Raw genomic sequence first — 16,782 nt, 5'->3', positions numbered from 1 at the left:
AACAACCACATGCGCATCGCGTCAGCCCAGCACCGCCGCCAGGTCCTGAACCGTCCGGTAGTGAACGCCGGTCATGCCGAGCGCCCTGGCCGCCTCCACGTTCGGGAGCCGGTCGTCGACGAACAGGCAGCGCTCGGGCGTGACCCCGGCGCGCTCGGCGGCGATCTCGTAAATCCGCCGGTCCGGCTTGGCCACGCCGACCCTGGCGCTGCTGACCAGGTCGTCGGCGAAGTACGTGAGCCCCAGCCGGTCGAGGTGCTCCTCCACCGTGTCCATGGCGTTCGTCACGATGATCACAGGAACGTGCTGCTGGGCCCTGGCCAGCAGCTCCTTGACCTGCTCGTCCACCCAGAACGGCACCTCCATGAACTCGGCGACGGCCTGACGTGCGCGGTCGTCCCCGCCGAGCGCGGCGACGATCGCCTCTGCCCACTGCGCCTCGGTGGCCTGGCCGAGTGTGGGAGGCAGGATCAGCTCGGGGTCGAAAGCGGTCTTCATGAGGGGCAGTCCGTAGCGAGCCTCGATGTCGGCCTGGACGGCGTGGTCGAAGTGGCGCAGCACGCCATCGAGGTCAGTCAGAACTGCGGCAAAGGGGATCACAGCCCCACATTCTCGCAGCACTGAGCTTTTCGTGTGCCGCTTACAGTGCCGGGGCGATCGGCCGCACTACCATCTCCGAGACAGGATTCGGTATCGGAACGGTAGGGCATGAACGATCAACGGCTGCCACGTGAGCTGTGCCAGCTGTTCCCCGACGGCGGCAGCGGCCGCGTGCTGCCTGCCGCCCTGCCCGCGGGCGACGTGGTCTGGCCCGATCCCGGGTACACACGGCAGGGCGAGGCGTCCAGGCCGGCGTTCTGGATGAGCGACGAGCCGGCGAGCGGCGAGGACTGGGCGCGTCTGCGCGAATGGCATCCGCACAGCGGGTTGTGGCCGGTGCTGCTGGACGAGTCCGCGCAGCCCTGGGTGGTCGGGCAGGTCGTGCCGGACGATCCACGCCAGATCGACCACTTCACCGCTGAGGGTTTCATGACCGAGGTTTGGGAGGAGTGGGTCAGGCAAATGCCGCAGGACGCGCTGGCCGAGCTGGAGCCGTACGGCGCGATCTGCCCGGGCCTCGCACCGCCCGGGATGCCGAAGGCCGGCCCTGAGGCGGTCGCCGACTGGTACGCGGGCGAGCTGGCCGCCAAAGGCATGCCGCTCGGCCTGGTCGCGGCCGCCAGAGGCGCCGACGCGCTGGTGGTCATGGGCTGGCAGGGCGCGCTGCACCACAACGAGTGGATGGTGCCGATGGCTGCCGTGGTGCGCAGCTGGGAGGACAGATTCGCGGCGCGCGTGGTGAGCGTCGGCTTCAACACGCTGGAACTGAGCGTGGCCGCGCCGCCGGTCGATCCCGAGCACGCGTTACATGTGGCGGCCGAACACTGGACGTTCTGCCCCGACAACGTCGTCCAGGGCCCCGGCGACCTCCAGGGCTACGCCGAGCAGATCATCGGCGGACACGCCTGGTCGTTCTGGTGGGACTGATTTTTCGGGTTTTACGCTACCTTTAGCTCTCGTGTCCTCGGGAGATCTCACGCCGGAGCTGATCAACTCCTCCGTTTGGGCCGACGGGCTGGTGCAGGCCGCCGGGATTCCCGTTTACGACATGCCACTGGTGTCGGTGGGCGGTGGGCTGGGCTCGTTCACACTCATGGACGTGCTACGCATTCGCGGCGTGGCGGCATCGGCCATGCGGGTGTTGTCGACCAGCGACTCGCCCTGGCAGACCTGGGAATACCTGACTCGTGTCTCGCAGTTACCGGCGCACGAGCGCATCCGCTCCGACTCGGGGGCACGGCCGGACAACATCTGGGGCTTCCCTTCGTACGCGGTGCAGGAGGCGTGGCGGGAGCGCACGGTCAAGCCACTGCTCCAGGTCCTCACGGAGCCGCTACTGGCCGACTTCTACGCGCCGAAAGCCGGGATGGTCATGCAGTGCGTGCGGCGCGAGGCCGACCGCATCGGCTACTGGGAGATGCTGGCCAAGGGCCAGGTTCGCATGGTCAGGAAGCGGCTGGGCGGCGGCTATTTCACCGTGCTGACGCCGCCGCCAGGCACCGCGCAGACGAAGAGAGTGGTGCTGCGCTCCCATTACGTGCACCTGGCCGTCGGCTATCCGGGGCTGAAGTTCCTCGACGACCTGCAGGAGTTCCGGCAGCGCCAGGGAGAGCGGTATCGCGTCGTCAACGCGTACGAGCCGCACGAGCACGTCTATGACCAGCTGCGGAGGCGCCCCGGCGTGGTGGTCGTGCGGGGCGCCGGGATCGTGGCCTCGCGCGTGCTGCAGCGGCTCATGGACGACAGGGAGCGCTACAACCTGGGAACGCAGATCGTCCATCTCCTCCGCACCTACGTCACCGGGCCGCACGGGCCGCATGCGTTCATGCGGCGCAAGGGCGGCGACGGGTGGGCCTACCAGGCGTTCACCATGCCGAAGTCGGCGTTCGGCGGGCAGCTGAAGGCCCAGTTCCGCAAGGCGTCCCCTGAACGGCGGGCCAGGCTGGCCGCGCTGGTCGCCGGCACCACCACCCCCAAGCTCGCCCGCTGGCAGGACCAGATGCACCGGGCCAGGCAGGGCCGTTGGTACCACCCCGTCCAGGCCGTGGTCGACCGGATCGACCAGCATCCCGACGGCCGGCTGGTCACCTACACGCGCAGCGCGAACTCGGCAGGCATGCAGTACGTGTCCGACTTCATCATCGACTGCACCGGGCTCGAGGCCGACATGCCCGAGCACCGGGTGCTGGACGATCTGCTCAAGCACGGTGGCGCGCAGCCCAACAAGGCAGGCCGGCTGCGGGTCGGGCCCAATTTCGAGGTGCTCGGCGCGGAGAGCGGGGACGGCATGCTCTACGCCTCCGGCGCGGCCACCGCCGGCAACCACTTCCTGGCCGTGGACAGCTTTCTCGGCATGCAGACCGCGGCCCTCGACATCGCCGACGACCTCGCGCTGCGCGGGTTCTGCAAGGGGCTCGGCCCGGTCAGGTCGGTGTCCCAGTGGTTCAAGTGGGCGGCGAACAGGAGACTCGCTTGATCCCTACGCTGGCCGGGCGGGTGCAGACCCGGCTGTTCGTGCTGGCCACGGTGGGCGTGGTGCTGACCGCGCTGATCACGCCGCTGCTGCCGATGTCCTTCGCGGAGGCCTATCTCGTGCTGCTGGCCGTCGCCGTGGTCGGCGTGGGCTGGGAGCTGCTCTACCACCTGCTGATGCAGTTCCGCTGGGACAAGGACTGGCCGACGCTGTTCGGCCTGCTCACGGCCGTACCGGAGGGGCTGGTCATGTGGGTGCTGCTGGACGGCGGTCTGGTGCCGGGCGTCCGGGGGCCGGTGTCCTGGTGGGCGTTCGCGGTGATGTTCGCGGTCGTCTGGCTGGGCCAGTGGTTGTTCGTGAACGGCCCCATGCGGGTGCTGTTCGTCAAGTGGCGCCATCGGGGAGGCCGCCTGTTGTGATCGATCGAAGGGGGAGTTCATTTTGGGTGGGGTCGAGTTAGCTCGTCCGCTGTACTTCTGGCTGGGCACGCTGGCCACCGTCGCGGGAGTCGTGCTGCATCTGCCGATGTACCTGCATGGCGCGGAGATGCACTACAAGCTGGCCGGGATGCCGATGGACCTGCCGATGACGATCGGCATGGTGCTGATCGTGGCGGGCCTGGTCGTCACCGCGTACGGGCTGGTGCCGCCGGGCGCGTTCAAGGCCAAGCCGGCCGGGGAGGTGCGGGTGCGCGCGCTGGACGACGCGCGGATGCGGCCGGCCCACATCGGGCTTGTCGTCGTCATGTCCGTCGCCGTGGTGATCGACGCCATGAAGCCGATCACGCTCGGCTTCGTCGCGCCCGGCATGGCCAAGGAGTACGGGCTGAAGTCCGCGCTCAACCCGGGTGGTGAACTGCCCGTCGCGCTGCTGCCGCTGGCCGGCCTCACCGGGACCGTGCTCGGCTCGCTGCTGTGGGGCTGGATGGGCGACAAGATCGGCCGCAAGCCGTCGATCCTGTTCGCCGGCGTGCTGTTCATCGGCACCGCCATCTGCGGCGTCATGCCGGACTTCGAGTGGAACCTGGCCATGTGCCTGGCCATGGGGCTGGGCGCGGGCGGCATGTTGCCGATCACGTTCTCGCTGCTCGCCGAGACGATCCCGCCCCGGCACAAGGGCTGGGTGATGGTGCTGATCGGCGGCAACCTGGCCGTCGCCTACCTGGCGGCGAGCTGGCTGTCGGTCGAATTGGTGCCGGAGTTCTCGTGGCGGGCGCTGTGGTTGGCCGGCCTGCCGACCGGTGTCTTCCTGATCCTGCTCAACCGCTTCATCCCCGAGTCGCCGCGCTTCCTGTTCGCACACGGCCGCGACGAGGAGGCACGGGCCATCATGGCCAGGTACGGCGCCGCCGCGGTCTCCGCCGAGGACGTCGAGCGGGTCGCGGACGAGTATGACGGCGGCTACTCGCGGCTGTTCCGCCCCCCGTTCACCGGGCTCACGGTGGCCGTGGTGATCCTCGGCCTGAGCATCGGCCTGGTCACGTACGGCTTCCAGCTGTGGGTCCCGTCGAACCTGCAGAAGCTCGGCCTCGACGAGCGCACCGCCAACAGCGCGCTACGCGACTCGACGTTGCTCGGCCTGCCGCTGATCTTGATCTCGGCCGCGATGTACGGCATGTGGAGCGCCAAGAAGACGATCATCACGCTCTCGGCGCTGGTCGGCGCGGCCCTGCTGGTGCTGTCGTTCTCAGGGGAAACCCTGGCGCAGGACCGCACCTGGCTGTACGTGGTGCTGGCCGGTCCGATCGTGGGGACGGCGGCGATCGCGGCCGTGCTGGCCGCCTACAGCTCGGAGATCTACCCGACCCGGGTCCGCTCGCGCGGCTCAGGTCTGTCCGCCGGCGTCGGCAAGTTCGGCGGCGTGGCCGTCACCGGCGTGCTGGTCGCGGGCGCCGCGGCGCCCTCCATCGGCACGACCGCGTTGCTGGGGGCGGTGCCCCTCGTGCTGGCCGTGCTGGCGGTGCTGTTCTTCGGTGTCGAGCCGGCCAAGAGCCCGGCCGGCGAGCCGGCCGAACTCCCGGCCACGACCTAATTCACGGAATGCAGGCCACGGCGCCGTAATTGCCAGACGAACTCGGATCTTCAAGGCACGCGGTGTCGTGGCCGTTCGGCCGCCATTCCGGGACCCACACCAATCCCGGATCCACCAGCACCAGACCCTCGAGCAACGCGTCAACCTCCTCCCGGGTGCGAATCGCCTGCCCGGGCAGCGTCATCGCCAGCAGGTCGTGAATGGCCGGCAATAACTCCGGGGGAATCGCGTCGAACGTGGTCTGCAGCAATGACAGGTAGCTTCCTTCCGGCACCGCCTGCCTGATCCGCTTGATCACGTAATGGAAGTACTCGTCGTCGTTCAGGCTGTGGGCCGACAGCAGCAGCACCGCCATGGGCCGGTCCCACTCCAGGAACGTCTGGACGACCCTGTCATCGAGAATGTCGTCGATCTCGCGCACGTCGCCCTCTACAACGCGTACGAGGTCGGTGACCGGCTCGATGGTCGCCCGCGCCCCGGCCAGCACCATGGGGTCGCTCTCCACGTAAACGACTCGGGGGACCACCCGGGGCACGGAGGCGCCCAGGGCGTCACGGGCCACGTCATGCAGCTGCCCGCCCGCGGGCAGACCGCTGGGGACGCCACTGCCGACGATCACGAACTGGTCCACACCCTCGATCGCCAGATGACGGACCACACGGCAGAGATATTGGAGCACGGCCCGTGCGGCCGTCGTCGTGACGGGGGCGGCCTGATCGTAGCGGCCCATCACATCTCTGTCCGCTACGAAGTTGTTCTTTCCACCCGCCGCGGCGTCGAGAATCCGGGTGACACTTGCTTGGGTCATCTCCAGCTTCGCCAGGTTTCGGATGGCACGCTGACGCATTGAGTGTTGCCCCTTTCCCCTCGCCCACTATCTCGGGAAAAGCTGATCCTTGCGGACCCCACTCGATGACCCAGACCATATGATCCTCGCTACTCGCGAGAACACAACACGAAAAGCCATTAGTTTTGGGTATAGGTGGCTAACCGAAGTGCGCGCGTAGCGATCATTTACGAGGGAAGGAGATCACTTTCCGAGTGAACGCGAGAGCCTTTCGCGGTGGCAATTCAACACCTCGACGGTCTCCTCGCGGGTGGTCGTCGTCACCGACAACTTCGTGAACGCCTGGTGGTATGCCTCCACGGCGCCGGTGTCGGTGACCAGCTCGTCGCCCTCGATGCCGTGCCGGCACGCGATGTCGGGCTCGAACGCCTCGGCGAAGCGCCAGAGCGTGAACGGACCGGTGCGCGGCACGTACGCGGGGTCCTCCATCGGCACCACGTGCAGCGAGACGTTGGGGCGCTTGGCGTGCTCCAGCAACGTCTCCAGCTGCCGTAGCTGCACGTGCCCGCCGACGATCGAGCGCATCAGCACGCTCTCGTCGATCACCGCCCACACCACGATCCCGGTGTCCCTGGCCACGGCCTCCTGCCGGGCCAGCACGAGGGCCAGCGCCTCCTCGACCGTCGGCTGCCCCAGAGTCGCGGGCCCGGCCGCGGTGATCGCGGCCCTGGCGTAGTCCTCGGTCTGCAGCAGCGGCGGGACGAACTGGGTGTGGAAGGTGCGGATGAGCGTGGCCCGCTGCTCCAGCGCGTAGGTGGTGGCCAGCCACACCGGGATGGACTGCGCGTCGTACCAGGCGGCCTCGCGTTCGCCCCTGGCCAGCGCCAACACGTATTCGCGGATCGGCGGCGAGGCGATGCCGTAGACGGTCAGCAGCCGCTCCACGGTGATCGGCGCGGGGGCGATGCGGCCCTCCTCGATGGCGGGGATCGCCGCCGCGCCCTTGCCGATCGCGGTCTCGACCTGCTCCTCCGACAGCTGCGCCGCCAGGCGCAGGCCGTGCAGCCGGCGGCCGAGCGCCCGGCGCTGCGGCCCGCTCAGCGGCGCGGCGGCGTCGGGGATGTCGGCGGTGGGCTCGGGCTCGTCGGGCAGGCCCTCGGCCTTGCGCGCGAGCTCGACCACGCCGCGCAGGACGGCCAGGGAGCTCTCCGACAGGCCGGAGGCCGACAGCCCGATGGTCGCCGCCCGCAGCTGCAGGTCCTCGACGGCGCCCGACTCCAGGTGGTCGTCGCCGACCAGCCAGCCGACGCTCACCTGCAGGCAGGAGGCCAGCGCCCGGAGCACTTGGAGCGTCGGGTTGGTCTGCTTGCCGGTGCGCAACTGGCTGACGTAGGCACGGGTGATGGGGATGCCTGCCTCCGTCAGGGCGGAGGCGACCTGCGCGCCGGTGAAGCCGCGCTTGGTCAGCGCGAGATCGAGCCGCTCGGCGAAGTTCGCCACGGCACACCTCCTACTGCCCGTGAACTTTTCCAGCGTAAGGGACGCGAGCCCCACTGTCCCCTGCCATGCGGGCAAGCTCTGCCACGCGGACAGGTATCAACTTATGCGGAAACTGTCAGTTGACATAGTCCCTTCGAGAAGCGGACTATCGGAGCGTGTGGTAAGTGAGGCTTAACAGCAAGGCGGTTCTGGAGAGTTCCCGTCGAGGAGGTGGCCGGACATGACCATGGATCTCTCGAATGGTTCCTGGTTCCTCAGCGATCCGGTCCCCGGGCAGGAGCAAGTGGTCCAGCGCATCTGCTCCCGCGTGGCCGGTCCGGTGATCGGGCCGGATGTGCATGTCGCGAGCCTGCCGCTGGGCGGAGTCCAGGTCTGGCTGGAGAGCCCCCGTCACCGTTGGCGCTTTTACCACCGGATGGCCCGCGAGCTGCGGCTGGCCGGCTGGCACACGGAGACGGGCCCGGATCGGCTGCTGTTGCTCGGGTGGAGTTCGGTATGCCTGAGCCACCGCGCCAGGATGCTGAGCGCGGCCCTCGCGGGACGGCTGGCCCATTTCGACAAGACGGCGTTCATGGCCGTCATGATCGCCACCCGGCTGCGTCACCAGGGGTTCCCGGTAGAGGAGGTCCCGGCCGAGGTGGAAGCCCGCTGTGGCGACGCGTTGCGCTGGCCTGCCCGGCTGGCCGACCTCGACGGCCTCGAACGCAGGTCGTCGCTGGAACCGCTGAGGCTCAGGCTGGCCCAGGTGGCCGGGCTGGAGGCCAAGGTGGGCCGTTGCTGCGGCGCGCATCTCGCGCTCGCGTCGAAGGTCGCGCGGACGGTCGCCGGCGGTGCGGTGACGGCCAGGTCACGCGCGAACGGACCACGGGCTGGGCTGACGGAGCGCATGGTCTGCGTCAGCGTGCCCAACATGGCCATGAGCGCGGGATCGGCGCTATGACGCCGACCCTGCTTCGCGAGCACTCGGCCCCGGCGGCACGGCCGCCGAGGCCGGTTCAGGGTGCCGCGATGATGTATGCGCCGCCGCCGGCTGACCACGGCCGGTGCGGTCTGCTCGTCCCCTGCGCGGGACTGGCGGCGGCGCCCTTGGCGCTGGCCCCGGCGCTTCCCCGCCCCCCCGGCACCGTGCGGCACGTGCCCGACCTAGTCGGCGCGGTGCTGATGGCCAGCGCGGTAGCGGCTGGCGTGCTGGCCAACTCGAGGGGTAGCGCCTGGGGCTGGCTTTATGCCCTGGGTGGAGGCGTGCCACCGGCTCGGCACGCCTCCACGATCGGAGCCATCAGCACAGGGGTGGTGCTAGGTGGGGCGATCGGCGTGACGGGCGCCACGGTGCTGATCGGCCGGCTCCTGAAGGGGCCGGCGCCTGTGCACGCCTTTGTGCTGGTGGCCTTCCCGGCCGCCGTTTTGCTCGCCGCCACGGCGCTGGTGCGGGTCGCCGGGGCGTCGGGCCGTGAGACCGGTCATCGATCTCAACGCGCGGCGGAAGAGGAGCCGGCGATGTCCGGCCGGCTCCTCGCCGGGCTGCGCGAACGATCCGACAACGTCCGGAGCGCGGCCGTGGAGCAGCCGGCCCGCTTCGCCGCAAGCGACTCCCGAGTCGTCAACCCGCGATAGACAGGAGCGAACATGCTCGCCGACGAGATGCACAGGTCACAACCACACGAAGTCCCCACGCGCGGCGCCCGGGCCGGCACGCCGCAGGACCGGGACGAGCAGACATCAGCGCGTACCGTGCATCGGCTGCGCCGCATCCGCCAAGTGTCCGTCCAGGCCATCACCGAGATCGACCAGGCGCTGCGGCACCGCGCCTCCTGACCCCCCTCTGGAGGACACCCCATGCGCACCGGTTCGGCGCGCCGCGGCCGGGTGGGCGTGATCGTCGCGCCCGCGAACCCGTCGGCGGAGCCAGAGCTGACCCGCCTGCTCGGGTCGCGGGCCGACATGCACGTCGCCCGCCTTCCCGTACGGCGCAGGCTCCCCCTGGCCGAACGGCTGGAGGGTTACAACGACGACCTGCCCCTCATGGTCTCCGCGTTCGACGGCCTGCCGCTCAGCGCCATGGTCATGGCCTGCAGCGAACCCCGCTACCTGCTCGGCCCCGACGCGGACCGCGACCAGTGCGCCGAGCTGAGCGCCATGGCCGGGGTCCCGTTCGCCTCGGCCACGCTGGCCACGCATCAGGCGCTGGATCACGTCGTGGTGGGCGACATCGTGCTGGTGTCGCCGTACCAGCCGTGGCTGACCGAGCTGGCCGAGCGGTTCTGGAAGACCGCCGGACTGAATGTCACCCAGGTGGTCCAGGTACGGGCCAAGGACGGTTACTCGTCGTACGCGGTCACCCCGGCCGAGCTGATCAACCAGGTCGAGCTGGCCGAGGTGCCGGGGAACGCGGTGCTGCTGTTCACCGGCACCGGCATGGCCACGCTGCCCGTGCTCGGCCCGCTCAGCGCCGGCAACGACCGGCTGCTGCTCACCTCCAACCTCTGCACGGCCTGGTGGGCCCTGTCGCACGCTGTCGGGCAGCACGTGAAGCTCGGCCGCGTGCCCTACCGCCGCCCGATGGCGGCGCAGGGGAGGCGCCCGGCATGAACGGCGTCATCGTGGTGGGAGCGGGGCCGGCGGGGCTGACCGCGGCACTCTCCCTGGCCAGGGCGGGGATCCCGGTCACCGTCCTGGAACGCGAGAGCGAGCCGATCCGGCAGCCGCGTGCCTGCACCTTTCATCCGGCCACGCTGGACCTGCTGGACGAGCTCGGCGTGGCCGCACAGCTCGTCGCCAAGGGCCGTGTGGTCGACCGGGTGCAGTGGCGGGACCGGTCGGGGATCGTGCTGGCCGAGATGGGCATGAACCGGCTGGACGGCCTGACCAGGCATCCGTTCAGGATCCACGCCGACCAGACCGCGCTCACGCCGCTGCTGCTGGCGGCGCTCAACGTCTACCCCGGCGTCGACGTGCGGTTCGGCACCCGCGTGGACGGCGTGGCGGAAGGCGGCACAGGGATCCGGGTCCGCGTCGGCCACACCTGGACGCGGGCCCGGTACATGATCGCCGCCGACGGCGCGCACAGCACGGTGCGCGGCTCCCTGGGGCTGCCGTTCCCCAGGTCCGGGTACCCGACGCAGGCGCTGCGGGTGTTCACCGACTCGCCGCTGGACCGGCTGCTGCCCAGCTTGGCGCCGTTGACGTACGTGCGGGACGTGCAGCAGTCGTGCACCCTGCTCGCGCTGCCGGACCACTGGCGGATCATCTTCAAGATCCCCGTCGACTCGCACGAGCCGCTGTCCCCGGCGAACCTGTCGCTGCTGGTCCGCCGGTCCCTGCCGGGGGCCAGCGAGCCGATCCACGTGACGGGCGCGGACCGGTTCGGCCTGTCGAGGGGCGTGCTGACCTCGTACCGGTGCGGGCGGGTCATGTTCGTCGGCGACGCCGCGCACCTGACGTCCACCGTCGGCGGCCTGAACATGAACGCGGGCATCCACGACGGGGCCGAGGTCGGCCAGGTGATCGCGGCGGTGCTCGGCGGCTTCGCCCCGCCCGCGGCGCTGGAGGCGTGGGCCTGGCGGCGGCGCTCGGTGCTGATGCAGCGGGTGGTGCCGCGCGGCGAGACGCGGCTGGCGGGCGTGCGCGAGCACGACAGCGCCAGGCTGGCCGCGGCCATGGCGGGGCTGCGGGCGATCGCCGGCGACCCCGACGCGACCCGGGCCTATCTGGCGCAGGCCTCGCTCCTGGACATGACGGTGCCGGGGAAGACGTGAGAGGAGGTGCGCCGGATGTGGCGAACCCTGTCTGACGACGCTCGCCAGGCCATACGCGACCTGTGCGACAAACATGGAGCCCGGCTCTATGACTACTGCCGCACCGAGCTCGCCGCCGGCGACGCCGAGCAGGCCGTCGCCGGCGCGCTGCTGACGGCGCACCTGTACGCCGACCGCGTCATGGACCCGGCCCTGCGCCGGCCGTGGTTGTACGGGGTGGCCAGGGCACACCGCGCGATCGTGGCCAAGCCCGCCAGCATCGGCTCCTGGTCGCGCCCGGGCCGCATGTCGGAGCTGCTGCCCGAGGCCCTACTGTCCCTGGACCGCCCGCAGCGGGAGCTGCTGGACCTGTCGGCACGGCACGGCCTGTCCGACGCCGAGCTGGCCGTGATCTTCCAGCTCGGCGCGGCCGAGGTCCGGGCCGTCGTGACGCAGGCCGCGGCCGCTCTCGAGGAGTGGTTCGCCGCCATCATGGCCGCTCGCGGCAGTGGCGGCTGCCCGGACCTGACGGCGCGGATGGCGGAGTGGGTCGCGGCGCCCGGGCGGCGAGCCAGGGCCAGGATCGGCCGCCACATCCAGTCCTGCGCGACCTGCCGGGCCGCACCTAGGACCATGACGGCGGGCGCGCTGCTACGCCGCCTGCCGATCACGACGTTGCCCGGCACGCTTCCCAACCGGCTGGCGTCGGCCCAGCCGTTGCCTGGCGAAGGGCCTGTCTGGCGGGCGGACGGCTTTCCTGTGCAGGCCCGCACGCTGGTGGAGACGGGCCCCATGGAGACCGGCCCGATGCGGGCCGGCTCCGAGGAGACCGGTGCGGCGGCGGTACCACCGGTCGCCGGCGCCACGCCGCACGTCCCGGTCGCCGACCCCACGACGGCGACTCCGGGAGAGCCCTGGTCGGCGGCGGGCGCGGCTGCCGCCGACCAGGAGCAAACCGCCGCACCCCCCGTGCGCGGGCGGCACCCCTTCACGCCGCCCAGCCGCACGCGAGCCTTCCGCGGCGCGAGCCCCGGCGCCACTGGCGACAAGCTGGTCTACAGCACCGCGCTGAAGGGCGAGAGCAACGGATTCCACAAGCCCCACGGCGAGATCATCCGGTACGGCGGGATCACCCTGAGCGGCGAGCTGGCCGATCTCCAGAACCAGCAGTGGCAGGAGTACTGGCGCGACCGCTCCGGCGACGACGATCCCGAGGCCGGTGCGCCCATCAGGGCGGTGGCCAGGCTCGCGCTGATTCTCGGCGTCGGCCTGCTGGCGGCCGGGCTGGTGTGGGCGATGCTGAACGCCCGCGAGCACCCGGCCACGATCACCAAGGCAGCCTCGCAGACGAACGTGCTGCTCGAGGAGCCCCGAGCTCCGTCCCGGTGGGTGGCCGAGGTCACCACCGCCGCCAGGTCCGGTCTGACGAGCGTGCCGAGGAAAGCAGATCTGCCCAAACCGGCGCCGCCATTGGCGCGGCTGTCGCCGGCGTCGATGTGGCTGGGGTCGCAGCGCACCGGGTCGTTCGCACTGTCGTGTACCGGGCGCTGCGAGATCACCTCCGCCGCCGGCACGCAGGGCATCACGGTGTCGGGCACGAGGTTCCGGGTGCGCGAGCCCGTCTCCCGGCCGGGCTGCGGCGAGCGGGCGGCCGTCCGGCGCGGGAAAATCGTCGTCCAGTGGGCCGGCCGGACCACCGGCGACGGCGTCCGTACCGGCGGCACGGCCACCGCGAAGGGCACCTTGACCCTCAACGTGGCCTGGACCGTGTCCCAGGACAAGGGCGTGCGGCTGCTCGACGCGGACGGCGTGCGCTGGAGCAACTGCGGGTAAGGGGCCCCGGGCTCCGGAGAGCCCGAGGCCGCGGACGGTTAGAAGAACTGGAACTCGGACTCGGGCTGCGGCAGCTCGATCCGGTCAGGCCCGTGGAACCTGGCCTTGTCCTGCGGCACGTCGCCCAGCGGCGCGGCCAGCGCGAACGGCACGACAACGCTGCTCTTGGCCAGGTCGACGGTGACGTTGGCGCCGGTTCCCGTCTCCTCGCTGTAGGTCGCGTCAGTGCCCGCGATCACCAGGCCGATCCTGTGGCCCTTCTTGAACGTGTAGTCCTGCGGCAACGTCAGCCACTTCACCGTGCCGTACGTGCCGACGGGCAGCGGTGCGGCCTGGCTGAGCGAGAAGCGGTTCTGCACGTCGACCCAGCCGCGGGCGACGATCTCCAGCGGGCGGGTGGCCACGTTCGTGACGACCTTCCTGTAGCAGGCGTCGTCGGCCGCGGTGCTCTCGCCGTGGCAGTCCTCCTCGGTGAGCGTGGTGATGCCCTGACCGCGGCGCCAGTCGACGCGGGTGTCCTCGCCGAAGTCGACGAGCAGGGCGGTCAGGTTGGAGGTGGGCTTGTCCAGCTTGACCCGCAGGTCAGCGGTGGGCGTGCCGGACAGGCGCAGGTCGAGCGGGAGCGCGCCCGTGGTGAACGCCACCCGCCCCGGATTGGGGGTGCCCACGTCGGCCACCATGGCGGTCTCGCTCATGGCGACGTCGGTGAACGACGCCGTGCTGTCCTTGACGGCGGGCTTGAGCCCGAGCGAGCCGTCGGGCGCAGGGCGCAGCGTCGCCTTCATCGCGAACGGCGCCGGCCAGTCGCGCTGGGTGATCCACTGTGCAGGGCCGACCTCGACGTCGGCGCGGGGCTCGGTCATGATCCCGTTGCGTACGCCGTGCAGCCAGTAGTCGAACCACCGGTGCAGGGTGTCCACCCAGAGCCCTCTGCGGCCCTCGAAGTCGAACGGGTCCACGTGCTGGGTCTGGCCGACCCAGATCTTGCGCGGCACGTCCCTGTCGGCCAGGGCCTTCCACCAGACGGAGAAGTTGTCCGGCTTGACGTTGAGGTCGTTGACCGTGTGGATGACGAAGACGCTGGCCTTGACCTTGGAGGCGTCGCCGAGCAGGCCCTTGAGGTAGTCGCGCTCGGCCCAGAACGGGTTGTAGTTTCCGGTGTCGTCGCCGTCCTCGGCGTCCATCTTGTCGCGTACCGGCTGGCACTTGGGCTCGGGGTCGGTGTCGACGTAGTTGGCCAGCCAGGAGGCGTAGTCGTAGTTGTAGATCACACCGTTCGAGCGCTGGTACTTGTACCAGGAGCTGATCGCGGAGATCGGCACGATCGTCTTCAGGCCCTCGACGCCGGTGGCGGCGACGGCGTTGGCCAGGGTGCCGTCGTACGACTTGCCGATCATGGAGGCGTTGCCGGTCGTCCAGTCGGCGACGGCCGGGGCGCCGTCGGCCTTGTACGCCTCGGCGCGGCCGTTCAGCCAGTCGATGACGGCCTTGCCGCCCAGGACGTCGGCCTTGCCGCCGATGTCGGGGCAGCCCTCGGACCTGGTGGTGCCGAGCATGTCGACGTTGAGGACGGCGTAGCCGCGAGGGACGAAGTAGTTGTCATAGAACAGCGGGAATTTCACGACATTTCCGGCGGCGTCATAGACCTTGCGCTCCGCCTCGTTGCCGCGGCCCGAGTTGTCGTAGTACGGGCTCTCGTCGATGATCACCGGCACCTTGAGTCCGGGGCCGGACTCCTTGGGCCTGATGATGTCCACGCGTACCTTGTCGAGCTTGCCGTCCAAGTCGCTGTCGACGGTGGACTCGACGTACACGTGCTCGCGGATCGCGTCCGCGTAGGAGAAGACCGGCTGCGTACGGCCGTTCTCGATGGTGATGGCAGGTCCGGCGGCAGCCTGCGATGGGGTGGCGATCGCCAGGGTGAGGGCGACGGCGATGAGGGCCGGGCGTAATTGTGGCACGCGTGACCTCCGTGCGAGTTAGCGAAAATACATGGCAATCTCTCAGACGGCTCCGGACCTGACAAGATCCGGGGTATGGATGGTCAGGATCGAATCCGGGGTTGCCTCCTCGGCGGCGCGATCGGTGACGCGCTCGGGGCGCCCATCGAGTTCCAGTCGTTGCGGGAGATCCGCAAGCATCACGGGCCGGACGGGATCACTGGATATGTCGCGGATTGGCGCGGCAAAACCGGCCTCATCACGGATGACACCCAGATGACGCTCTTCACCGTCGAGGGCCTCGTCCGTGCCGATCACGTTAGCGGATCATGGAACACGGGGGCGGGCGGCGCGCCGGTGGTCCAGGCGGTGCGGGAGGCGTACCTGCGCTGGCTGGACACCCAGGGCCACCACGCTCCCCCGCCTGCCGACCTCTCCCACCGCACGGGGCGGCTGCGGGAGGAGGGCTGGCTCTACTCCCGCCGCGCGCCAGGCAACGCCTGCCTGTCGGGGTTGCACCGGCCGTTCCCCGGCCCGTCGCCGCTCGGTGAGCCGGGGCCGGTGAACTCGAACTCGAAGGGCTGCGGCACGGTGATGCGCTCGGCCCCGTTCGGGCTGGCCGGGTGGAGCAAGCCGACAGGGTCCGACCCGCGAGCCGCCTTTGAGATGGCGGCGGCGTGTGCGCAGATCACCCACGGCCATCCCACCGGCTACCTGGCGGCCGGGGCCTTCGCGGCGATCATCGCGTACCTCATGGCGGGCGAGACCCTGGAACCGGCCGTCCACCATGCCATGGAGCTGCTGGCCGGCTACCCGGCGCACGAGGAGACCACGGCGGCGCTGCGCGCGGCGCTGGAGCTCGGTGGACCGCCGTCTCCGGAGCGGGTGGAGTCGCTGGGCGGCGCATGGGTGGCCGAGGAGGCCCTGGCCATCGGCGTGTACTGCGCCCTGGCCGAGACCTCCGTCGAACGTGCGCTGCTCGTGTCGGTCAACCACTCCGGGGACAGCGATTCGACCGGCTCGGTGTGCGGCAACCTGCTGGGGACGCTGCACGGCGCCGCCGCCCTGCCGCCTGCCTGGCTGCGTCCGCTTGAAGGCCGCGACACGATCGAGCGCCTGGTCGCCGAGCTGGCCTGATCACCGCTTAGGGTGGGATTCCCCAGCCGAAATGGGAAGAGGATTGCATGCGAAACGTCGCTCGGACCTCGCTCGTTGACGCCGCCATCGACGAGCTCCGCCGGGAGATCGCCCGCGGGGCGTGGCCGGTCGGCACGAAGATCCCGTCCGAGAGCCAGCTCGCCCAGAGCCTGGGCATGAGCCGGCTGTCCGTGCGCGAGGCGGTCCGGGTCCTGGCGCATGCCGGGCTGCTGTCCACCCGGCAGGGCGACGGCACGTACGTGACGGCCACCGACGAGTCCAAGGTCGCGCTGCGCCGACGGCTGGACACGGCGGCCGCCATGGACATCATCGACGTACGCCGCGGGCTCGACCTCGTCGCGGCCCGCCTGGCGGCCGGGCGGCGCACCGAGAAGGACCTGGTCGCGCTGCGCGAGACGCTGGCCCGCAGGGACGCGGCCGGGCGGGCGGGCGACCTGGACGGCTTCGCGGACGCGGACGTCGCCTTCCATGTGCTGGTGGCCGACGCGGCCCACAACGCGCTGCTCGCCGACCTCTATCGGAGCATGAGCGACGCGTTGCGCGACAGTGTGCGGGACCAGGAGGAGGGGGCGCTGGAGCCGGACGCGTCGCACGAGGAGCTGCTGCGGGCGATCGAGGACGGGGATCCGGCACGGGCGGTCGCGGTGTCGGTCGGCATCTTGGACCAGCAGGAACGGGAGCTCTGACGCCGCCTCCGCCGGCTTCCGTCACGAGCGGATAGCGGTT

At 70.5% G+C, this 16,782-nt stretch carries 16 protein-coding genes; 12 read left to right on the top strand and 4 right to left on the bottom strand.

All coding sequences use genetic code 11. The annotated features are described in order from the left end of the window. Positions 1–21 precede the first annotated feature (21 nt). A complete protein-coding gene (locus tag ACTWPT_RS47385) occupies positions 22–600 on the bottom strand; it encodes an HAD family hydrolase (protein WP_443184118.1) in 579 nt (192 codons plus the stop codon). A gap of 108 nt (positions 601–708) precedes the next feature. On the opposite strand from ACTWPT_RS47385, the gene ACTWPT_RS47380 reads away from it, so the two are divergent. The 4 genes from ACTWPT_RS47380 to ACTWPT_RS47365 are packed head-to-tail and all read left to right on the top strand — an operon-like array spanning position 709 to position 5,104. After that, positions 709–1,527, top strand: a complete 819-nt coding sequence (locus ACTWPT_RS47380; RefSeq protein WP_443184117.1) for a DUF4253 domain-containing protein — start codon at positions 709–711, stop codon at positions 1,525–1,527. A gap of 31 nt (positions 1,528–1,558) precedes the next feature. Beyond that, complete coding sequence (locus ACTWPT_RS47375; protein WP_443184116.1) at positions 1,559–3,076, top strand: hypothetical protein; 1,518 nt, start codon at positions 1,559–1,561, stop codon at positions 3,074–3,076. Next, positions 3,073–3,492 carry a hypothetical protein gene (locus tag ACTWPT_RS47370; RefSeq protein ID WP_443184115.1) on the top strand — a complete coding sequence of 140 codons (420 nt, stop codon included), beginning with the start codon at positions 3,073–3,075 and terminating at the stop codon, positions 3,490–3,492. The genes ACTWPT_RS47375 and ACTWPT_RS47370 overlap by 4 nt, the downstream gene beginning before the upstream one ends. 22 nt (positions 3,493–3,514) lie before the next feature. Then, positions 3,515–5,104 (top strand): MFS transporter, encoded by a 1,590-nt coding sequence (locus tag ACTWPT_RS47365; protein WP_443184114.1) that lies wholly within the window; start codon positions 3,515–3,517, stop codon positions 5,102–5,104. 1 nt (position 5,105) lies between these two features. On the opposite strand, the gene ACTWPT_RS47360 is transcribed toward ACTWPT_RS47365, so the two are convergent. Together ACTWPT_RS47360 and ACTWPT_RS47355 are read right to left on the bottom strand one after the other, a co-directional pair. After that, a complete protein-coding gene (locus ACTWPT_RS47360) occupies positions 5,106–5,912 on the bottom strand; it encodes an SAM-dependent methyltransferase (RefSeq protein ID WP_443184113.1) in 807 nt (268 codons plus the stop codon). A 222-nt stretch (positions 5,913–6,134) separates the two neighbouring features. Further along, entirely contained in the window at positions 6,135–7,391 is a 1,257-nt protein-coding gene (locus ACTWPT_RS47355) for a Scr1 family TA system antitoxin-like transcriptional regulator (protein WP_443184112.1), read from the bottom strand. 220 nt (positions 7,392–7,611) lie between these two features. On the opposite strand from ACTWPT_RS47355, the gene ACTWPT_RS47350 reads away from it, so the two are divergent. The 6 genes from ACTWPT_RS47350 to ACTWPT_RS47325 all read left to right on the top strand — a co-directional run bounded on the left by ACTWPT_RS47350 (position 7,612) and on the right by ACTWPT_RS47325 (position 12,958). Then, positions 7,612–8,331, top strand: coding sequence for a hypothetical protein (locus ACTWPT_RS47350; protein WP_443184111.1), 720 nt, complete (start codon positions 7,612–7,614; stop codon positions 8,329–8,331). Positions 8,332–8,399: 68 nt separating this feature from the next. Next, entirely contained in the window at positions 8,400–9,005 is a 606-nt protein-coding gene (locus tag ACTWPT_RS47345; RefSeq protein WP_443184110.1) for a hypothetical protein, read from the top strand. Between the two features lie 12 nt (positions 9,006–9,017). Continuing rightward, entirely contained in the window at positions 9,018–9,206 is a 189-nt protein-coding gene (locus ACTWPT_RS47340; RefSeq protein ID WP_327590349.1) for a hypothetical protein, read from the top strand. A 21-nt stretch (positions 9,207–9,227) separates the two neighbouring features. After that, on the top strand, positions 9,228–9,980 hold the full coding sequence (locus ACTWPT_RS47335; protein ID WP_443184109.1) for a maleate cis-trans isomerase family protein: 753 nt from the start codon (positions 9,228–9,230) through the stop codon (positions 9,978–9,980). Then, a complete protein-coding gene (locus ACTWPT_RS47330; protein WP_443184108.1) occupies positions 9,977–11,146 on the top strand; it encodes an FAD-dependent oxidoreductase in 1,170 nt (389 codons plus the stop codon). Before ACTWPT_RS47335 ends, ACTWPT_RS47330 begins: the two co-directional genes overlap by 4 nt. 15 nt (positions 11,147–11,161) lie before the next feature. Continuing rightward, positions 11,162–12,958 (top strand): RNA polymerase sigma factor, encoded by a 1,797-nt coding sequence (locus ACTWPT_RS47325; RefSeq protein WP_443184107.1) that lies wholly within the window; start codon positions 11,162–11,164, stop codon positions 12,956–12,958. 38 nt (positions 12,959–12,996) lie between these two features. Here the strand turns inward: ACTWPT_RS47325 and ACTWPT_RS47320 are convergent, their stop codons facing one another. After that, on the bottom strand, positions 12,997–14,919 hold the full coding sequence (locus ACTWPT_RS47320; RefSeq protein WP_443184106.1) for a Xaa-Pro dipeptidyl-peptidase: 1,923 nt from the start codon (positions 14,917–14,919) through the stop codon (positions 12,997–12,999). Positions 14,920–14,994: 75 nt separating this feature from the next. Between ACTWPT_RS47320 and ACTWPT_RS47315 the strand changes: the two genes are divergently transcribed. Together ACTWPT_RS47315 and ACTWPT_RS47310 are read left to right on the top strand one after the other, a co-directional pair. After that, the gene (locus ACTWPT_RS47315; protein WP_443184105.1) at positions 14,995–16,035 is read left to right on the top strand and encodes an ADP-ribosylglycohydrolase family protein; all 1,041 of its coding nucleotides are present in this window, start codon (positions 14,995–14,997) and stop codon (positions 16,033–16,035) included. A gap of 47 nt (positions 16,036–16,082) precedes the next feature. Continuing rightward, positions 16,083–16,742 carry a FadR/GntR family transcriptional regulator gene (locus ACTWPT_RS47310; RefSeq protein ID WP_443184104.1) on the top strand — a complete coding sequence of 220 codons (660 nt, stop codon included), beginning with the start codon at positions 16,083–16,085 and terminating at the stop codon, positions 16,740–16,742. The last annotated feature ends 40 nt before the right edge of the window (positions 16,743–16,782 follow it).

Source organism: Nonomuraea sp. 3N208 (genome assembly GCF_052245935.1).
Lineage (GTDB): Bacteria > Actinomycetota > Actinomycetes > Streptosporangiales > Streptosporangiaceae > Nonomuraea.
This window is presented reverse-complemented; position numbering and strand designations above follow the sequence as displayed.

What these genes read in the sequence shown, in the direction of transcription:
- ACTWPT_RS47325 (WP_443184107.1), top strand. Translation starts at nt 11,162, where the DNA reads ATGTGGCGAACCCTGTCTGACGACGCTCGCCAGGCCATACGCGACCTG.
- ACTWPT_RS47380 (WP_443184117.1), top strand. Translation starts at nt 709, where the DNA reads ATGAACGATCAACGGCTGCCACGTGAGCTGTGCCAGCTGTTCCCCGAC.
- ACTWPT_RS47345 (WP_443184110.1), top strand. Translation starts at nt 8,400, where the DNA reads ATGATGTATGCGCCGCCGCCGGCTGACCACGGCCGGTGCGGTCTGCTC.
- ACTWPT_RS47330 (WP_443184108.1), top strand. Translation starts at nt 9,977, where the DNA reads ATGAACGGCGTCATCGTGGTGGGAGCGGGGCCGGCGGGGCTGACCGCG.
- ACTWPT_RS47340 (WP_327590349.1), top strand. Translation starts at nt 9,018, where the DNA reads ATGCTCGCCGACGAGATGCACAGGTCACAACCACACGAAGTCCCCACG.
- ACTWPT_RS47350 (WP_443184111.1), top strand. Translation starts at nt 7,612, where the DNA reads ATGACCATGGATCTCTCGAATGGTTCCTGGTTCCTCAGCGATCCGGTC.
- ACTWPT_RS47310 (WP_443184104.1), top strand. Translation starts at nt 16,083, where the DNA reads ATGCGAAACGTCGCTCGGACCTCGCTCGTTGACGCCGCCATCGACGAG.
- ACTWPT_RS47360 (WP_443184113.1), bottom strand. Translation starts at nt 5,912, where the DNA reads ATGACCCAAGCAAGTGTCACCCGGATTCTCGACGCCGCGGCGGGTGGA.
- ACTWPT_RS47335 (WP_443184109.1), top strand. Translation starts at nt 9,228, where the DNA reads ATGCGCACCGGTTCGGCGCGCCGCGGCCGGGTGGGCGTGATCGTCGCG.
- ACTWPT_RS47315 (WP_443184105.1), top strand. Translation starts at nt 14,995, where the DNA reads ATGGATGGTCAGGATCGAATCCGGGGTTGCCTCCTCGGCGGCGCGATC.